At 53.0% G+C, this 16,042-nt stretch carries 18 protein-coding genes; 4 read left to right on the top strand and 14 right to left on the bottom strand.

The window, feature by feature from the left end:
- Nucleotides 1-5: 5 nt before the first annotated feature.
- The 4 genes from pabA to FLZ89_RS12725 all read right to left on the bottom strand — a co-directional run bounded on the left by pabA (nt 6) and on the right by FLZ89_RS12725 (nt 3,168).
- The gene (pabA, locus tag FLZ89_RS12740) at nt 6-647 is read right to left on the bottom strand and encodes an aminodeoxychorismate/anthranilate synthase component II (RefSeq protein WP_253256485.1); all 642 of its coding nucleotides are present in this window, start codon (nt 645-647) and stop codon (nt 6-8) included.
- Nucleotides 628-2,112 carry an anthranilate synthase component I gene (gene trpE, locus FLZ89_RS12735; protein ID WP_141264813.1) on the bottom strand — a complete coding sequence of 495 codons (1,485 nt, stop codon included), beginning with the start codon at nt 2,110-2,112 and terminating at the stop codon, nt 628-630. The genes pabA and trpE overlap by 20 nt, the downstream gene beginning before the upstream one ends.
- 183 nt (nt 2,113-2,295) lie before the next feature.
- On the bottom strand, nt 2,296-2,703 hold the full coding sequence (aroH, locus tag FLZ89_RS12730) for a chorismate mutase (protein WP_141264814.1): 408 nt from the start codon (nt 2,701-2,703) through the stop codon (nt 2,296-2,298).
- Nucleotides 2,704-2,757: 54 nt separating this feature from the next.
- A complete protein-coding gene (locus FLZ89_RS12725) occupies nt 2,758-3,168 on the bottom strand; it encodes a HutP family protein (RefSeq protein ID WP_062281816.1) in 411 nt (136 codons plus the stop codon).
- Nucleotides 3,169-3,389: 221 nt separating this feature from the next.
- Here FLZ89_RS12725 and trkA point away from each other — a divergent pair, with 221 nt between their 5' ends.
- Nucleotides 3,390-4,733 carry a Trk system potassium transporter TrkA gene (trkA, locus tag FLZ89_RS12720; RefSeq protein WP_172613614.1) on the top strand — a complete coding sequence of 448 codons (1,344 nt, stop codon included), beginning with the start codon at nt 3,390-3,392 and terminating at the stop codon, nt 4,731-4,733.
- Nucleotides 4,734-4,740: 7 nt separating this feature from the next.
- Entirely contained in the window at nt 4,741-6,189 is a 1,449-nt protein-coding gene (locus FLZ89_RS12715; RefSeq protein WP_141305092.1) for a TrkH family potassium uptake protein, read from the top strand.
- A 118-nt stretch (nt 6,190-6,307) separates the two neighbouring features.
- Here the strand turns inward: FLZ89_RS12715 and FLZ89_RS12710 are convergent, their stop codons facing one another.
- The 4 genes from FLZ89_RS12710 to FLZ89_RS12695 form a co-directional block, all read right to left on the bottom strand.
- Complete coding sequence (locus tag FLZ89_RS12710) at nt 6,308-8,326, bottom strand: sodium-translocating pyrophosphatase (RefSeq protein ID WP_141264817.1); 2,019 nt, start codon at nt 8,324-8,326, stop codon at nt 6,308-6,310.
- 160 nt (nt 8,327-8,486) lie between these two features.
- Nucleotides 8,487-9,479: a ketol-acid reductoisomerase gene (gene ilvC, locus FLZ89_RS12705; protein WP_141264818.1), complete on the bottom strand. Its 993-nt coding sequence runs from the start codon at nt 9,477-9,479 to the stop codon at nt 8,487-8,489.
- Between the two features lie 121 nt (nt 9,480-9,600).
- Entirely contained in the window at nt 9,601-10,131 is a 531-nt protein-coding gene (cobO, locus tag FLZ89_RS12700; protein ID WP_141264819.1) for a cob(I)yrinic acid a,c-diamide adenosyltransferase, read from the bottom strand.
- A gap of 50 nt (nt 10,132-10,181) precedes the next feature.
- Nucleotides 10,182-10,913 carry a pseudouridine synthase gene (locus FLZ89_RS12695; RefSeq protein ID WP_141264820.1) on the bottom strand — a complete coding sequence of 244 codons (732 nt, stop codon included), beginning with the start codon at nt 10,911-10,913 and terminating at the stop codon, nt 10,182-10,184.
- A gap of 187 nt (nt 10,914-11,100) precedes the next feature.
- Here FLZ89_RS12695 and FLZ89_RS12690 point away from each other — a divergent pair, with 187 nt between their 5' ends.
- Entirely contained in the window at nt 11,101-11,700 is a 600-nt protein-coding gene (locus FLZ89_RS12690) for a phosphatase PAP2 family protein (protein WP_172613613.1), read from the top strand.
- A 22-nt stretch (nt 11,701-11,722) separates the two neighbouring features.
- Nucleotides 11,723-12,268 (top strand): methylated-DNA--[protein]-cysteine S-methyltransferase, encoded by a 546-nt coding sequence (locus tag FLZ89_RS12685; protein WP_141305091.1) that lies wholly within the window; start codon nt 11,723-11,725, stop codon nt 12,266-12,268.
- On the opposite strand, the gene FLZ89_RS12680 is transcribed toward FLZ89_RS12685, so the two are convergent.
- The 6 genes from FLZ89_RS12680 to FLZ89_RS12655 form a co-directional block, all read right to left on the bottom strand.
- Entirely contained in the window at nt 12,243-12,734 is a 492-nt protein-coding gene (locus FLZ89_RS12680; RefSeq protein ID WP_172613728.1) for a spore maturation protein, read from the bottom strand. The genes FLZ89_RS12685 and FLZ89_RS12680 overlap by 26 nt on opposite strands.
- A gap of 48 nt (nt 12,735-12,782) precedes the next feature.
- Entirely contained in the window at nt 12,783-13,373 is a 591-nt protein-coding gene (locus FLZ89_RS12675) for a nucleoside recognition domain-containing protein (RefSeq protein WP_172613612.1), read from the bottom strand.
- A gap of 135 nt (nt 13,374-13,508) precedes the next feature.
- Nucleotides 13,509-13,970: a GerW family sporulation protein gene (gene ytfJ / locus FLZ89_RS12670; RefSeq protein WP_141305089.1), complete on the bottom strand. Its 462-nt coding sequence runs from the start codon at nt 13,968-13,970 to the stop codon at nt 13,509-13,511.
- Nucleotides 13,952-14,659, bottom strand: coding sequence for a DUF2953 domain-containing protein (locus FLZ89_RS12665; RefSeq protein ID WP_172613611.1), 708 nt, complete (start codon nt 14,657-14,659; stop codon nt 13,952-13,954). The genes ytfJ and FLZ89_RS12665 overlap by 19 nt, the downstream gene beginning before the upstream one ends.
- Nucleotides 14,660-14,716: 57 nt before the next feature.
- On the bottom strand, nt 14,717-15,259 hold the full coding sequence (gene scpB / locus FLZ89_RS12660; RefSeq protein ID WP_253260447.1) for an SMC-Scp complex subunit ScpB: 543 nt from the start codon (nt 15,257-15,259) through the stop codon (nt 14,717-14,719).
- Complete coding sequence (locus tag FLZ89_RS12655; protein WP_141264826.1) at nt 15,256-16,023, bottom strand: segregation and condensation protein A; 768 nt, start codon at nt 16,021-16,023, stop codon at nt 15,256-15,258. Before FLZ89_RS12655 ends, scpB begins: the two co-directional genes overlap by 4 nt.
- Between the last annotated feature and the right edge of the window lie 19 nt (nt 16,024-16,042).

Below are 16,042 nucleotides of genomic sequence, written 5' to 3'. Positions count from 1 at the left end.
ATAGTTTAGCTGGCTTTATATTCGTTTGTTCCACTTAAGCCTTGAAGCGGAAGGGCACCAGCTTCCATGAAGGTTTGCTTAGCATATACTTCTAAAAAATTTTTCAGCAACTCTTTACCCGCCGTCGTCAGGATCGATTCCGGGTGGAACTGGACCCCTTCCACCGGCAGGTGGCGATGGCGCAAGCCCATTAATTCACCGGTTTCGCTGCGGGCTGTGACTTCCAGGCAGCCCGGCAGGGTCTCTTCTTCAACTATCAGGGAATGATAACGGGTGGCAGTGAAGGGGTTGGGTAGGTTACGATAAATAGTTTTGCCGTCGTGAGTAATAGTTGAGGTCTTGCCGTGCATCAGCCTCCCGGCCCGGACTACCCGGCCGCCAAAGGCCTGGGCTATACTCTGGTGTCCCAGGCAAACCCCCAGGATGGGGATTTTCCCGGCAAAGGCGGTTATGGCCGCCAGGGAGATACCAGCTTCATTGGGCGTACAGGGACCAGGAGAAAGGACCAGGTAATCAGGCTGCAGGGCAGCAATTTCTTCCAGGGTAATGGCGTCATTACGCCGCACCACCACCTCCTGTCCCAGTTCCAGGAAATACTGGACCAGGTTATAGGTAAAAGAGTCGTAGTTATCGATCATTAGCAGCATAATTCTCTTCCCCCCTGGTATTCAGCACTTGAAGCAGAGCCCGGGCTTTATTCAAGGTTTCTTCATATTCACCCGCCGGGTCGGAATCGGCAACTATACCGGCACCGGCCTGGACAAAGGCCTGCCCCCGGGTAAAAGTAATGGTCCGGATGGCGATGCAGGTATCAAGGTTGCCGTGGAGGCCGAGATACCCCACGGCACCGGCATAAGGTCCTCGCGCCGTTGGCTCCAGTTCGGCAATGATCTCCATGGCCCGCACCTTCGGGGCCCCGGTTACCGTACCCGCAGGGAAACAGGCGAGTAAAGCGTCCAGGGCGTCCTTGCCCGGCGCCAGGCGGGCGGTAATACGGGAAACCAGGTGCATGACGTGGGAATAATATTCAACTACCATCTGCCGGGGTACCTGGATACTTCCGGGAGCTGCCACCCGGCCGATGTCGTTGCGACCCAGGTCCAGGAGCATTAGATGTTCGGCTCGCTCCTTTTCACTGGCCAGGAGTTCTCTAGTTAACTCCTGGTCCTCCCGGGGAGTCCGGCCCCGGGGCCTGGTGCCGGCAATAGGACTGTAGTCAATCTTCCCCCCTTCTACCCTGACCAGCATTTCCGGGGAGGCCCCCACCAGTTTTACTTCCGGCAGGTTCAGGTAAAACATATAAGGAGAAGGATTAAGGGTGCGCAGCCGCCGGTAAACAGCCAGGGTATCGCCGGTAAAGGGCAGGCTCAAGCGCTGGGAGAGGACGACCTGGAAGATATCCCCGGCAGCGATATATTCCTTGGCTTTTTTTACTCCCTGGATAAATTCCCGCCGGGTTACATTGGCCTGCCAAGATCCGGCAGTAAAGGGAAGGTTTCTGTCCTGCCGGCACGTTTTTACCGGCCTATCAAAAGCCTGCAAGAGGCGTCGGACTGCGGCTACGGCATCTTCATAGCCCGCTGCCGCCTCTTCCCCGCCCCGGCCCAGGTAACCCACCCGTACCGTTCGCAAGATGTGGTCATAGATGAGAAACACCCGGTGGAGGGTTAGATAAGTATCCGGCAGTTGCAGGTCATCCACGGCGTGGCCGGGTAAGCTCTCTATTTCCCGGGCCAGGTCGTAACCCAGGTAACCCACCAATCCCCCGCAAAAACGAGGCCCAACAACTGGCGGTAGGGATAATTGCGCCATTAACCTGCGTAAAGCCGCCACCGGCTTTTCTGGGAGAAGCTCAGTTTGTCCTCGGGCAGTTAAATAAGCTTTCCCTGCCCGGATTTTAAAAGTCAGCAAGGGATCAAAGCCGATCAGGGAGTAGCGGCCCAGCCTCTCCCCGCCCTCAACACTTTCCAGTAAAAAGCTGTCCGGTTTGTTGGCCAATCTTAAGTACAGGGAAATGGGAGTTTCGGTATCGGCCAGGACTTCGGCCCAGACGGGAACATAGGGGACCTTTTGGGCCAGATCCAGATAGGTTTGCCGGTCAGGCTGGATCACCAGTCTCTCCTCCCCTTTTAGGCAAAATAAAAACCAGCGCTCAAGTGAGCCCTGGTCCGGCATACTCTCCCATGCTCTACTCCAGGCTCATCTCCAACTCCACTCAGCTCAACTCAGCTATATTCAGTTTGTTGCTAACAGCATACCATGGATAGTAAATAGCTGTCAATAGTTTTGTTTTCGCTAACGTAAATCCGGGCGTAATTGTGCTGCCCGGCCCAGATAAACGTGGACCGGTTCCCGATCGCTATAAGCATGGATTAAAACGCGGACAATCCCTGGCAGGCTTCCCGGTACCGGTATTTCGGTAGCGCACATTAAGGCTACTTCCTGCCAGCCCAGGCGCCGGGCAGCCTCGGCCGGGAAAGCCGCATTGAGATCCGGCGTCACCGTAAAAATGGCGCTGATAATGTCTTCTACGGCCAGCCCGTTCCGGCCCATCATTTCCCGGAGCAAACCTTCAGTTGCCGTAAGAATGGCGGCGGCCGTATTCTCCGGCACTTCAACGGCCCCGCGTAAGCCCCGTACTTTTGTACCCCCGGATTCCCGTTTGCGTCCGGTTCCGGGTAAACCCTGAATTTTTTCTTCCATAATTCTCCCCTACCATCCTGCAATTTTTTACCAAACTGCCTGCCATCCTGCCCCTCAGACGGCCCGATGACCCAGGCCAATGCCTACTTCATCCAGGTGTAGCAGGCCGATGCCAAAGAAAATGGCCACACTCAAGTGATCATGCCAGCGGGCAATACCAATTTTGCCGCCTACATTTAAACCCAGGGCCTTGGGCATAATCTGGGACAGGGCTTCCCGGGTTGCCCCGGCAACGGCCCCTTCCTCGGGGTGGGTTTCTTTAATAACCCCTTCCCTTTTGGCGGCTACTACTGCTCTTTCAACGATTTTTTGCACGGAATTGATAAATTCACCGCCGTAATCAACGGCTGCCGCCCGGATACCATCGCCAGCAAATTCTTTCTTTAGCCGAGCTTCTTCTTCCCGGTTTTCAGCAAGGGCCATCTTTATGGCCACCGCCGCCACTTTTTTACTCCCGTATTCCATTTTTTCACCACCTGATTTTCCCATGTACCGATTATAATACATCCCGTTGGACCCTGCAAGAATATGGAATGGGCCGGAGCACCCGGGTTTTAGACTTTCTCTCCGGGTAACATAGCAGGAAACTTGAGGTTCGTTATCGAATATTGAGGTTCGTTATCGAATATATAGGCTCATTCTTGCCAACGGGTCCCTTTTAACACTTTCCAAAAGAGGTGCCAATCTTGCGCATAACTATAATCGGTGCTGGCAAAGTAGGTTTTAAGCTGGCCGAGATGTTATCGTACAGCAACCATGATGTTTTAGTTATTGAGCAAGATGCAGAGAGAATCAGGGCTGTTGAAGAAAGACTGGATGTTCAAACTTTATGCGCCAATGGTGCCAGCCCTGCCGTTCTCATAGAAAACGGTATAGGTGATACGGATTTATTAGTGGCAGTGACTGAAAATGATGAGGTGAATATTGTCGCCTGCCTGTTTGGCAAAAAGCTCGGAGCAAAGAAAACTGTAGCCAGGATCCGTAATCCTGAATACCTGTTAAATAATCAAATCGGTTTCGACAAAGACCTGGGTATAGATTTTGTTATCAATCCCGATTATGTAACAGCCAAAGCCATTGCTGAATTGGTAGAAGCTCCAGAGGCCATCGAATCTGAATATTATGCCGGTGGTAAAATTCAAATGCTGGAACTTATTCTACCACCTGATGCCCAGGCAGTAAATAAAATGCTGAAGGATTTACCCTCTCCCAACCCTTATTTGATTGTGGCTATCCAGCGAGGCGAAAAAATGTTAATTCCCAGGGGTGAAGATCGCCTCCTTGCTGGTGATAAAGTATTTGTCCTTGCCCCGGCCAAGCAAATGGAACCCGTCGAGCACCTTCTGGGACAGAAACGTACCCGCGCCCAGCGACTCGTCATTTTAGGTGGCACCAGGACGGCTTACTATTTGGCCCAAAAGCTGTCAGGAAAAAAGATTGAAATCAAGATTATTGAAAAGGACCGCCAGCTTTGTGAAAGTTTGAGCTATAAGCTGCCCCATGTTACCCTCATCCATGGCGATGGCAGTGACTTGAGCCTCCTGCAAGAAGAAGATATCGGCCAGGCGGACGTTTTTGCTGCCGTTACCGGCGATGATAAAGTAAATTTGCTTGTATCCCTGCTAGCAAAACATCTCGGCGCCAAGAAAACCGTTGTTAAAGTTGGGCGTTCGGACTATGCCGGTCTTATGGAAAAAGTTGGCATCGACGTGGTGATAAGCCCGCGTCTTCTAACAGCAGCAGCCATCTTAAAGTTTGTCCGGCGCGGTCATATTGTAGCGATCAGTTTATTAGGCCAGGATAAAGCTGAGATGATTGAATTTATCGTTCCCCAGAATTGCCGTCAGGCCAATAAGCCGATACAGCAAATCAACTTTCCTCGCCATGCCATCATCGGCGCCATTGCCAGGGGAGACGAGATAATAATTCCCGGAGGTAACGATTATATAACGCCCGGCGATCATGTAATTGTATTTGCCCTTCCCAAGGCCGTAACTGCCGTTCAAAATTTCTTTGGTACTAACAGGTGAAGTAAAGATGCGCTACCCGATAGTTCTACAGCTTTTGGGGAAAGTTATAATTTTGATTGGCCTTTCTTTACTGATGCCCCTGGTATTAGCCCTTTATTTTGGGGAAAAAGAATGGCTGGCCTTTACTTACAGCGCCGCGATAACCCTGGCTGCAGGCATCCCTTTGAGTTCCTTGCCCTCTCATAATGGCGAGATCCGTCGCCGCGAGGGTTACGCGGTAGTTGCTTTAAGCTGGGTGGCAGCTACAATCTTTGGTAGTTTGCCCTACATATTTGCCGGTACCTTTCCTACTCTTGCCGATGCCATTTTTGAAACAGTTTCCGGGTTTACTACTACCGGCGCCAGTGTAATGACCGATATTGAGGCCCAATCACGTGCCATCCTTTTCTGGCGTAGTCTTACCCACTGGCTCGGCGGGATGGGAATAGTCGTCCTTTTTGTAGCTCTCCTATCACCGTTAGGTTCCGGGGGAATCCAAATACTCCAGGCCGAAACTCCCGGGCCGGTTACAGAGAAAATAAAGCCCCGCATCCAGGAAACGGCGATAATCCTCTGGCGGACCTATATCTTCCTCTCCGCTCTGGAAATTTTACTACTATTATTTGCGGGTATGCCTTTATATGAAGCTGTCGTCCATACTTTCGGGACCATGGCTACAGGTGGGTTTTCCACCAAAAATGCCAGTATCGGGTATTATAACAGTCCCCTTATACAATGGATTATTATTATCTTTATGTTTTTGGCCGGTGTTAATTTTGCCCTTTATTACCAGGCCGTGAAGCTCAGGAATCCCTTTTATTTCTGGCTTAACCCAGAGTTTAAATTATATAGTGCTATAATTTTGGCAGCCTTTATTATTATTGTTGTTGATCTATCCCTGGCAGGTTTTAACCCGGGAGAAAATCTCTTGCGCATGGCTGCCTTCCAGGTAGTTTCTATTGTTACTACCACGGGCTATGCCACAGTAGACTTCGATCAATGGCCTAACCTGTCACGCACCTTGCTCTTGTTGTTAATGTTTGTAGGAGGGTGTACCGGTTCAACAGGGGGATCGATTAAAGTAGGGCGCCTGTTAGTGTTATTAAAAAATGGTATCGCAGAACTTTTTCGTGCCGTTCATCCCCATGCCGTAGTTTCAATTCGTTTCAGCAATATAGGCATAATAAATAAAGAACTGGTGTTGAATATCCTTCAATTTATAGGTTTCTATCTGCTGCTGTTTGCCCTGGGAACTTTACTCATGTCTTTAACCTCCTTGAAATTGGAAGAAGCTGCCAGTGCAGTTGCCGCTACCCTGGGAAACGTTGGCCCCGGCCTGGGCGCCGTCGGCCCTGCCCATAATTATGCCCATTTACCTGCAGCAGCCAAGTATTTACTATCATGGTTGATGCTTGTTGGCCGTTTAGAAATATATACGATCCTGGTTCTATTCTTACGAACAACGTGGCGGGGGTAAGGGGTTTGAAAGAATAGTGCTTGCTAATTTTTCCCTAGAAAAAAGCCCTTGTCCCCACGAGGGATAAGGGCTTTTAAGCGCTGATGTCGCTTACGATTCTTACCGGTTAGCACAACCCTTATAGTTGCATAAACAAAGGCGCAAACACCAGGGAAACAATGGTCATAAGCTTAATTAAAATGTTCATGGCCGGCCCGGATGTATCTTTAAAGGGATCGCCTACAGTATCCCCATTGACGGCCGCTGCATGGGCCGGTGAGCCTTTACCGCCGAAATTCCCACCTTCAATATACTTTTTGGCGTTATCCCAGGCGCCGCCGGCATTGGCCATCATTACGGCCAGCAAAAAGCCTGTCACCGTAGCTCCGGCGAGAAGGCCCCCCAGGGCTTCTTTACCCAGACCGGGGATCAGCCCCACTGCCAGGGGTACCACTACGGCCAGGAGGCCGGGAATGATCATTTCTTTCAAGGCTGCTCCGGTGCTAATGGCTACACAGCGGGCGTAATCCGGCCGGGCTTTACCTTCCATTAAACCCGGGATGGATTTGAACTGCCGGCGCACTTCTTCAATCATATGGAAGGCAGCCCGCCCCACTGCCTTCATTGTCAGGGCACCAAAGAGAAAAGGCAGCATACCGCCGATAAAAAGCCCACCAACTACTTTTGGGTTAGTAAGGTCAATAGTAGCTATCCTGGCGGCAGTCGTATAGGCGGAAAATAGGGCCAGGGCCGTTAAAGCTGCCGAGCCAATGGCAAAACCTTTACCAATGGCAGCAGTAGTATTGCCAACAGAATCCAGGGCATCGGTAATCTTACGGACTTTAGGATCCAGCTCTGCCATTTCGGCAATGCCGCCGGCATTATCGGCAATTGGTCCATAGGCATCCACGGCTACCGTGGTTCCGGTCGTTGACAGCATCCCAACTGCCGCCAGGGCAATACCGTAAAGGCCGGCAAAATGATAGGCAGCAAGGATAGCAATGATAATTACCAGGATGGGTAAAACAGTACTCAACATACCGGTACTTAACCCCTCAATAATGTTGGTGGCGGTACCGGTCTGGGAAGCTTTGGCAATTTCTTTCACCGGCTCATAATCGCCGGAAGTATAATATTCGGTAATGCGGCCAATGAGAACTCCGGCAATAAGGCCGGCTATGGTGGCTATAAATACCCCCAGGGAAGTATAGGTAGCAGAACCGACAACAAATTGAGAAGGTAACAGGCGGGTAGCCAGGAATGTACCTATAATCGCCAGTATACTCGCCACCATGGTGCCGGTATTCAAAGCCTTCTGGGCATTGGCCCCCTCGCTGGTCCGGACAAAGAAAGCGCCGATAATGGAGGATACAATGCCGGCAGCGGCAATCATCAGGGGTACAAGGGTACCATTGGGGATATTTAAAGTTGCCGCCAGGGCAATACCGGAGATAATGGAGCCAACGTATGATTCAAAAAGATCGGCTCCCATACCGGCGACATCGCCTACGTTATCGCCAACGTTATCGGCAATCACCGCAGGATTGCGGGGGTCATCTTCCGGTATACCGGCTTCCACTTTACCCACCAGGTCTGCGCCCACGTCGGCCGCCTTGGTATAAATACCACCGCCCACCCGGGCAAAAAGGGCAATGGAGCTGGCCCCCAGGGCGAAGCCATTGACGATACTGGGATTTTTAAAAATGAGATTAACAATGCCGAGGCCTAAAAGGCCAAGACCCACTACAGCCATACCCATGACTGAACCGCCGGAAAAGGCTATCTCCAGGGCAGCGTTGGGACTGTGGCGGGCGGCATTGGCCGTCCGGACATTGGCCCTGGTAGCAACCTGCATGCCAATATAGCCGGCCCCAATAGAGCAGAGGGTTCCAGCCACATAGGCAACGGCCGTTACCGGCTGCATGCTTTCAGCACCCTGGGTAAGAAAGCCGGTAATTACGATCAGAGCCGCCATACCCAGAACAAAAAAGATCAGGGTGCGGTATTCCCGCATTAAAAAAGCCATGGCCCCTTCGTGGATGGCTGCCGCTATTTCCTGCATGCGCGCATTCCCGGGATCGGCCCTGTTAATCTTGTTGGTGAGGTAAAAAGCGAACACAAGTGCCAGTATTCCTGCTACAGGTGCCAGGAGTTCCACAAGTGTTTCCTCCCCTTCAATAATTTAACTTTAGCCTTTTTATTATTAGCAAATTATTCCCTCGCCACTCCTTTCACCCAAAAGTTAATAATAAAGTTAATAAATTAAAGCCCCGGGAAGATCCCGGGGCTTCCTTCACCCCGTCTGATTCCCGCCTGCTTTACTTTTTCAACCAGGGCATCATTTCCCGTAAAGAATCGCCCACCTGTTCGATAAGGTGCTCCCGTTCATTTTTCCTTAAAGCATTAAAGCTCGGCCTGCCGGCCTGGTTTTCCAGGATCCACTCTCTGGCAAAGACACCGTCCTGGATCTCTTTAAGGATGGCCTTCATGGTGGCCCGGACATGGTCGTCGATAATCCTGGGCCCCCTGGTGACATCGCCGTACTCAGCCGTGTCGCTGATGGAATAGCGCATGTACTTGATGCCGCCTTCATACATGAGGTCGACAATAAGCTTTAGTTCGTTCAGGCATTCAAAGTAAGCGATTTCCGGCTGGTAACCCGCCTCCACCAGGATTTCGAAGCCGGCCTTGACCAGGGCGGTGGCTCCGCCGCAGAGGACAGCCTGTTCGCCAAACAGGTCAGTTTCGGTTTCCTCTTTGAAAGTAGTCTCAATTACACCGGCCCGGGTAGCACCTATTCCTTTAGCATAAGCCAGGCCGATTTCTTTAGCCCTGCCGCTGGCATCCTGATGAATGGCCAGAAGGGCCGGTACCCCCTGGCCTTCTACATACATCCGGCGTACCAGGTGGCCTGGTCCTTTTGGAGCAACCATAATGACATCCACATCCGCCGGCGGCACAATCTGGTTGAAGTGAATATTAAAACCGTGGGAGAACATAAGAACATTGCCTGCCGTAAGGTGCGGGGCGATCTCCTCACGATAGACCCTGGCCTGGGTCTCGTCAGGCAACAAAATCTGGATAATATCGGCTGCGGCCGCAGCTTCAGCCACCGTCGCGACCTTTAAGCCCGCAGCCTCAGCTGCCGCCCACGATTTACTGCCAGGGCGCAGGCCCACGATTACATCAAGGCCACTGTCCTTTAAGTTCTGTGCCTGGGCATGTCCCTGGCTGCCATAGCCCATAACGGCGATTTTCTTGCCTTTAAGGACGCCCAGGTCGGCATCCTGATCATAATACACTACGGCCACTTTTCTCCTGGCCCCAAAAAGCCGGCCAGGAATTCACCTCCTGTAAAATGTATTAAACTTACATATTCGCACCCTACGCGGAAATTCCTGCCTGGGAAGTAAAATTCAACGTTTGGCGTTCCTAGTATTCTATCCCTTTCCTGGCCTTTATCCCCTTTTCATAAGGGTGCTTTACCTGGCGCATTTCCGTTACCAGGTCAGCAACCTCAATAATTCTAGGCGGGGCATTGCGGCCGGTGAGGATGACTTCCACATGCGGCGGCCGCTCCATCAGGAAAGCCAGGACTTCTTCTTCTGTTAACAGGCCGAAATAAAGGGCGTTGTTGATTTCATCCAGGATGAGAATATCTACCCTGCCGCCAAGCATGGCTTCCCGGGCAAAGGCCAGGGCCGCCCTGGCCTGCTCATAATCTTCCGGCCTGGCACCGCCCCGGTGGATGAAACCCTTGCGGCCAAAGGTTTTTACCTCTACCTCCGGCGCCAGCCGCGGGAAGGCTTTATGTTCGCCGTAGTCAGGCGTTTTCATAAACTGGACAATCAGTACCTTGAGACCGTGCCCGCAGGCCCTTAAGGCCAGGCCAAAGGCGGCCGTACTCTTGCCTTTAGCCTCGCCGGTATAGACCTGCACCAGCCCCAGCTCCAAACCTGCCAAATCTTTCTCCTCCTCTCTTTTTCACCTTATTTTACCACACCATTGTCTTTTCAACGAGGAGGAAAATCTAAACCCACCAGGCGATACAGCCGGGTTACTTCGGCAGGAGTAAGGCGGCGGTATTCTCCCGGTTTTAAATCTCCCAGGGTGAGAAAGGCAAATTTAATGCGTTTCAGCCTGACTACCGGGTGACCTACTGTAGCCAGCATGCGCCTTACTTCTCGTTTGCGTCCTTCACGCAGGGTTAATTCCAGCAGGGCATGGTCCCCTTTAATCCGGCGCATTTGTACCCACGCCGGGGCGGTAAGGCCATCTTCCAGCTTGACACCCCGGCGTAAATGGGTAATAGTATTAGCATCCGGCACTCCTTTTACCAGGGCCAGATAAGTTTTAGGTATACGATAGCGCGGGTGGGTGAGCCTTAAGGTCAATTCTCCATCATTGGTAAGTAATAAAAGGCCTTCGGTAGCATAATCCAGGCGGCCGACGGGATATAACCTGGCAGGCACGTCTTTGACCAGGTCAACTACTTTAGGGCGCCCCTGGGGGTCGGAGACCGTTGTTACATAACCGGGCGGCTTATATAATAATACATAGACTTTTTCTTCCGGACCGGTAATAGGCCGGCCATCGACAGTTACCTCGTCCCGGCCCGGTATTATCTGGACGCCCATAGCAGTAACAATTTTACCATTAACCTTTACCCGGCCGGCCCGGATCATCTCCTCCGCATGACGCCGAGAAGCCACCCCCGTTTGGGCCAGGTATTTTTGTAAACGCATAAAAACCTCCGTTAACGTTATTATGCTATCATAATTCCCCTTTTAAAGGCAATAGTGCTATACTGATTTTTTTATAAAGACTACCCTTACATCACGACAATAATGTTACCCTCTGGGTACTATCAGAAAATATTACAGTCCCGGGGTTATTTTAGCCAGGAAAAGTCTCGCACGAGGGGGTTCCACTTTGTCCCGTCACCGTCTCATCTTGCTTGCCATTGCTATGATTCTTATCTTTTTTCTGCTGACCGCTGCCATACCCCATGCGGCCAATCTCGATCTCCTGGTCCTGGCAGGTATAATGGCCCGGCGAACGCCTGCGGCTACCCATTTCTTCAGGTTTATTACTTTCTTCGGCACCCCGACTTTCTTTTATCCTGCAACGGCTGCTTTGAGTCTTGCCTACTATACCTGGCGTCGTTGGCAGGGCTTTTGGGGCGTGTTAATTACCATGAATGGTACCTGGGGCATTATGGAATGGCTAAAAAATTTTTATCACCGTCCCAGGCCCAGTCTCGGCCCCCTGGAACCTGCACCGGGCTTTAGTTTTCCCAGCGGTCACGCCATGATGGGAACCGTCTTCTTTGGTCTCCTGGTCCTGTGGTTGTTAAAAATATGCCCTCCCCGTTGTCGCGGCCATATGGTTCCGGTTACCCTTATTTTTTTGCTTTTACTGGGTTTCAGCCGCCTTTACCTGGGTGTGCACTACCCCACCGATGTCCTGGCCGGTTATGCCGCCGGCATGAGTATCCTGGCCCTATTCCTGGCCTGGTGGAAAGAAGGCTAGAACGCGGGGAGGTAACGCCATCATGCCGAAAGAATTGTTTACCATTAGCCATTATCCCTCTCCTATCGGTAACCTGACGATAGTAACAGGCCCGGCGGGCCTCTGCCGCCTGTCATTCCCCGGGGAGGCACCTGGAACAACCCCCAGCTACCTGGCCCAAAAATCCCGTGGCGCAACCATCAACGTGGATGAAAACGGCAGCTCTTGCCGGGAAGTTCTCCGGCAGCTGGACGAGTACTTTGACGGCCGGCGCTTTTCTTTTTCCCTGCGCCTGGACCTTTGCGGTACGCCCTTCCAGCTGGCCGTCTGGTCAGCCCTGCAAAAGATCCCCTACGGTACCACCTGCAGTTACAGCCATATTGCCCGGGTCATCGGCAGGCCGGGAGCGGTCCGGGCTGTAGGACAGGCCATCGGTCGTAATCCTGTCGGTATTATTATACCCTGTCACCGGGTCATTGGTAAGGACGGCCGGCTGGTAGGTTTTTTGGGGGGGCTGGCAACCAAAGAGTGGCTGTTGAATTTCGAGAAGGGTAATTTAAAAACTAACCAAACATCAACCGGCAGATAACGATGGCGGCTATAAGGCTGGAAATATCGGCCAGGAGCCCCAGGGCCAGGGCGTAGCGATAGCGCCGCACCCCTACCGACCCAAAATAAACCGTCAGGACATAAAAGGTAGTATCGGTACTGCCCTGCATCACCGAAGCCAGGCGGCCGATAAAGGAATCCGGGCCGTAGTTACCGATTAGCTCGGCTGCTATTCCCAGAGCTCCCCCGCCGGAAAGGGGCCGCATGATGGCCAGAGGTAAAATTTCTCCCGGCACGCCAATCAGTTGAAGGACAGGGTTCAGTAGCCGCGCCAAGAGGTCCATGGCCCCGGAAGCCCGGAAAACCCCGATGGCCACCAGCATGCCCACCAGGAAAGGAATAATCTTTACTGCCACCTTGAATCCGTCTTCGGCCCCGGCAACAAAGGTTTCATAAACCGGTACGCCCCGCAGGTACCCATACAGGGGGATAAAAAAAAGAACCATGGGAATCGCCCAGCGCGAAACCTCAAGTATGAGTTCAGTCACGTTCCTTCACCCCCGGCGCCCGTTATAAAACCGGCGCAAGAAACGATCGGCAACCACGGCCGTGATCATGCTGAATCCGGTTGCTAAAATAGTAGGTCCGACGATGATGGTCGGGTCGGTGGAGCTGGCTGCCGCCCGGATGCCAATTATGGTCGCCGGAATAAGGGTCAGGCAGCCGGTATTTAATCCCAAAAAGGTACACATGGCCGGGGTGGCTTCTTCAGGGCGGGGGTTTAAAGTTTGTAATTCCTGCATGGCCTTGAGGCCAAAAGGGGTGGCGGCATTGCCCAGGCCCAGGATGTTAGCGCTTAAATTCATAATGATCGAACCAATGGCCGGGTGATCCCGTGGTATTTCCGGGAAAAGATAACAGGTAAAGGGGCGTAAAAGCCGCGCCAGGAGGCCTACCAGGCCGGCTTCCTCGGCAATCTTTAAAAGCCCGAGCCACATGGACATGAGCCCAATCAGTTCAAAGGCCAGGGTTACGGCCGTCTGGGCCGCCTCCAGGGAAGCTTCGGTAACTACTTCAATGTGGCCGGTAAAGCTGGCCACGATAATGCCTGCTAGAAGCATTAATAACCAGATGATATTAACCATTGCCACTCCCTCCATAATTTACCTTCCTGGTAACATTTATGAAGGGAGGGCATTTTCTAGAACGGGACTTGAGAGGCCGGAAACAAATTAAAAACCCGGTATATGAGAACCCGGGCCATAATCTCAGGGATTATTTCATGTCTCTTCCTGGGGGCGTAAGACCATTTTCGTTCGTACAGGGGCGGGGGAATTATTGCCGTTACCCTTTTCCTTCTTACCTTTCCCCAGGAGTTCCTGGAGCCTTTCCAGCACCTGGGGGGCGACATCGATAATCCGGTCCACAACAGCATTGCCGTCAACCGGCAGCAGCCGGATTTGCTCCTTTCCCACCACCAGGAAGCCCACCGGCTGGACGGAAACACCGGCGCCGCTACCGCCGCCAAAGGGTAAGGATTTACCGCCTCCACCACCGTCTTCCTGGCCGGGTTCATATTCAGTGCCTCCGGCAACAAAACCGGCCGAAACGCGGGATACAGGGACGATCACATGGCCGTCCGGCGTTTCTATAGGATCGCCCACAACGGTATTAACATCAACCATATCCTTGATGCTTTCCATGGCGGTCTTCATTAAAGCCTCTATGGGATGTTCGGGCACCTGCACCTGCCCCTCCTCATCTGCCAGACTATCTGCAGCAATAGCCATAAAGATTGTACTCCGGCACTTATAATATGACCTAACTTAAGGGTAAATATGCAGTTGAAATCGGCCTGCCAGCCCGGCGTATCGAAGAGAGGTGTTACCTGCCATTCGGGTGCGCGGAAATCCAGTCGGGCTCGCCGCCGCAGGTTCTGATACATCCAGGCCAGGATGGTCCAGCTGGTACCGTAAACAAAAGCCGTAGTTGCCGGATCACCCGTCCCCAGGGTTAAAAATAAACGCCAATGCCGGCAGGTCACCCGGGCGAAAAAATGCCGCCAGATGCCCTTTAAATTATTTAATTTATGTAACCAGTACCCTAACGGCCCGGCGGTGATGAAGCGGGCTATCCGACCGGCATTCCACCTTTTGCCCCTGGCAGGACGCTGGGCTACTTCCCCGGGTAATCCTGCTTCTACCCTTTCTCCCGGCAAGAGGGTTTCCAGTCGCCGGTGACTTTGCCCCGGCCACCAGTCACGGAAGGCGGGGAATGCCACTTCCCACCGGCCCCAGTCTCCCGGTAAATTAAGTTTTATCTCAAGTTTTTCTTCTCCAGCTATTTGCCGGTAAGTTACCTCCAGCTGCACCGGTACCAGGAGTAATAAAAGGAAACCCGCAACTATCCCTGCCGTCCAGGCCCACAACACTTCACCACCCCCGGCAGCCAGTTTGCCCCTATTTTTCCACCGGAGGCGCCTTATATACTATTCCTGCCCGGCCGCCGCTTCATCCAGGGGCGGCAGCTCGGATAAATCTTTTAAACCCAAAAATTCCAGAAAGCGAGGAGTGGTAGCATAAAGGATGGGCCGGCCGGGGGCGTCTTTACGCCCTGCTTCCTGGACAAGGCCACGGCTTAAGAGGGTATTTAAAACTCCATCCACCTTGACTCCGCGGATATTTTCTATTTCCGCCCGGGTAACGGGCTGGCGGTAGGCAATAATGGCCAGGGTTTCCAGGGCGGCCATGGACAGGGCAGGCAACTCGGGTTGCAGGAAGGCCTCAACATAATTAGCAAACTGGGGCCGGGTGCACATCTGGTAGCCGCCGGCTACCTCCCGGATCTGCAGGCCCCGCCCCTCTTCATCATAGAGCGTTTTCAATTCTAAAGCCAGCTCAACTACATCATCGCTACTCAGCCCCAGGCAGGCGGCCAGGGTACCAACCGGTACCGGCCCCCCGGCTACAAAGAGGAGGCACTCCAGGGCTGCCCTTTTATCTTCGCTAAAAAATAACGGCAAAGGGATCACCCCCCTGCAGCAGCGGTCTCACCGGGCGACAGCCGGCTTACTTTAATAGTACCAAAGGCTTCTTCCTGGACAAGGCTTACCCGTCCCCGGCGCGCCAGTTCCAGCAGGGCCAGGAAGGTCAGCGCCACTTCCAGGCGCGTGGGCCGGGGACTTAAAAGAGTGGCCAGGGTAAGGTCCTCCTCCTGTTTGAGGCGCCGCAGGATGGTGCGTATTTGCCCCACCAGGGTCAGGGCCGGGCGGGTAATGGTACGGGTTTCCGGCTTGGGGGTGACAGGCTGCCTTGCCAGCACCCTAACCAGGGCGCGGGCTAGATCTACAGGTGTTATCCCGGCCAGGGGGTTAACACCAGCCAGGGCCCGGGCGACGGCTTCCTGGTCCAGGGGACGGCCAAAGACAAGGGCTCCTTGAGCTGCTAGATCGCCGAGATGGGCGGCTGCCTCCCGGTAGCGGCGGTATTCTATAAGACGCTCGGCCAGGAGCCTGGCGGGGTCCTCGCCCTCTCCCTTTTCTTCCTCTCCCGACCCGCCCTTAAGGGGGCGTTGCAGGAGCAGCCTGGCCTTGAGGGCTAACAGTTCGGCGCCCAGGACTAAAAATTCACTGGCCCAGTCCAGGTCTAGCTCCTCTACTTCATGGAGGTATTCCAGGTACTGGGCCGTCACCTCGGCAACAGGTATAGCCTGGATATCGATTTCCTGGCGTTCAATCAGGGTGAGGAGGAGATCGAGGGGGCCCTGAAATATATCCAGCCGAATATTGCCGATCATGCGCCCCACCCCATTTAAG

It is taken from the genome of Moorella sp. E306M, from assembly GCF_006538385.1.
Taxonomy (GTDB): domain Bacteria; phylum Bacillota; class DSM-521; order Neomoorellales; family Neomoorellaceae; genus Neomoorella.
Note: the sequence above shows the minus strand (reverse complement) of the source record. Positions and strands in the feature narration are given on the sequence as shown.

What these genes read in the sequence shown, in the direction of transcription:
- pabA (WP_253256485.1), bottom strand. Translation starts at nt 647, where the DNA reads ATGCTGCTAATGATCGATAACTACGACTCTTTTACCTATAACCTGGTC.
- aroH (WP_141264814.1), bottom strand. Translation starts at nt 2,703, where the DNA reads ATGGAAGAAAAAATTCAGGGTTTACCCGGAACCGGACGCAAACGGGAA.
- FLZ89_RS12725 (WP_062281816.1), bottom strand. Translation starts at nt 3,168, where the DNA reads ATGGAATACGGGAGTAAAAAAGTGGCGGCGGTGGCCATAAAGATGGCC.
- FLZ89_RS12715 (WP_141305092.1), top strand. Translation starts at nt 4,741, where the DNA reads ATGCGCTACCCGATAGTTCTACAGCTTTTGGGGAAAGTTATAATTTTG.
- FLZ89_RS12695 (WP_141264820.1), bottom strand. Translation starts at nt 10,913, where the DNA reads ATGCGTTTACAAAAATACCTGGCCCAAACGGGGGTGGCTTCTCGGCGT.
- FLZ89_RS12685 (WP_141305091.1), top strand. Translation starts at nt 11,723, where the DNA reads ATGCCGAAAGAATTGTTTACCATTAGCCATTATCCCTCTCCTATCGGT.
- FLZ89_RS12680 (WP_172613728.1), bottom strand. Translation starts at nt 12,734, where the DNA reads ATGGTTCTTTTTTTTATCCCCCTGTATGGGTACCTGCGGGGCGTACCG.
- FLZ89_RS12675 (WP_172613612.1), bottom strand. Translation starts at nt 13,373, where the DNA reads ATGGTTAATATCATCTGGTTATTAATGCTTCTAGCAGGCATTATCGTG.
- FLZ89_RS12655 (WP_141264826.1), bottom strand. Translation starts at nt 16,023, where the DNA reads ATGATCGGCAATATTCGGCTGGATATATTTCAGGGCCCCCTCGATCTC.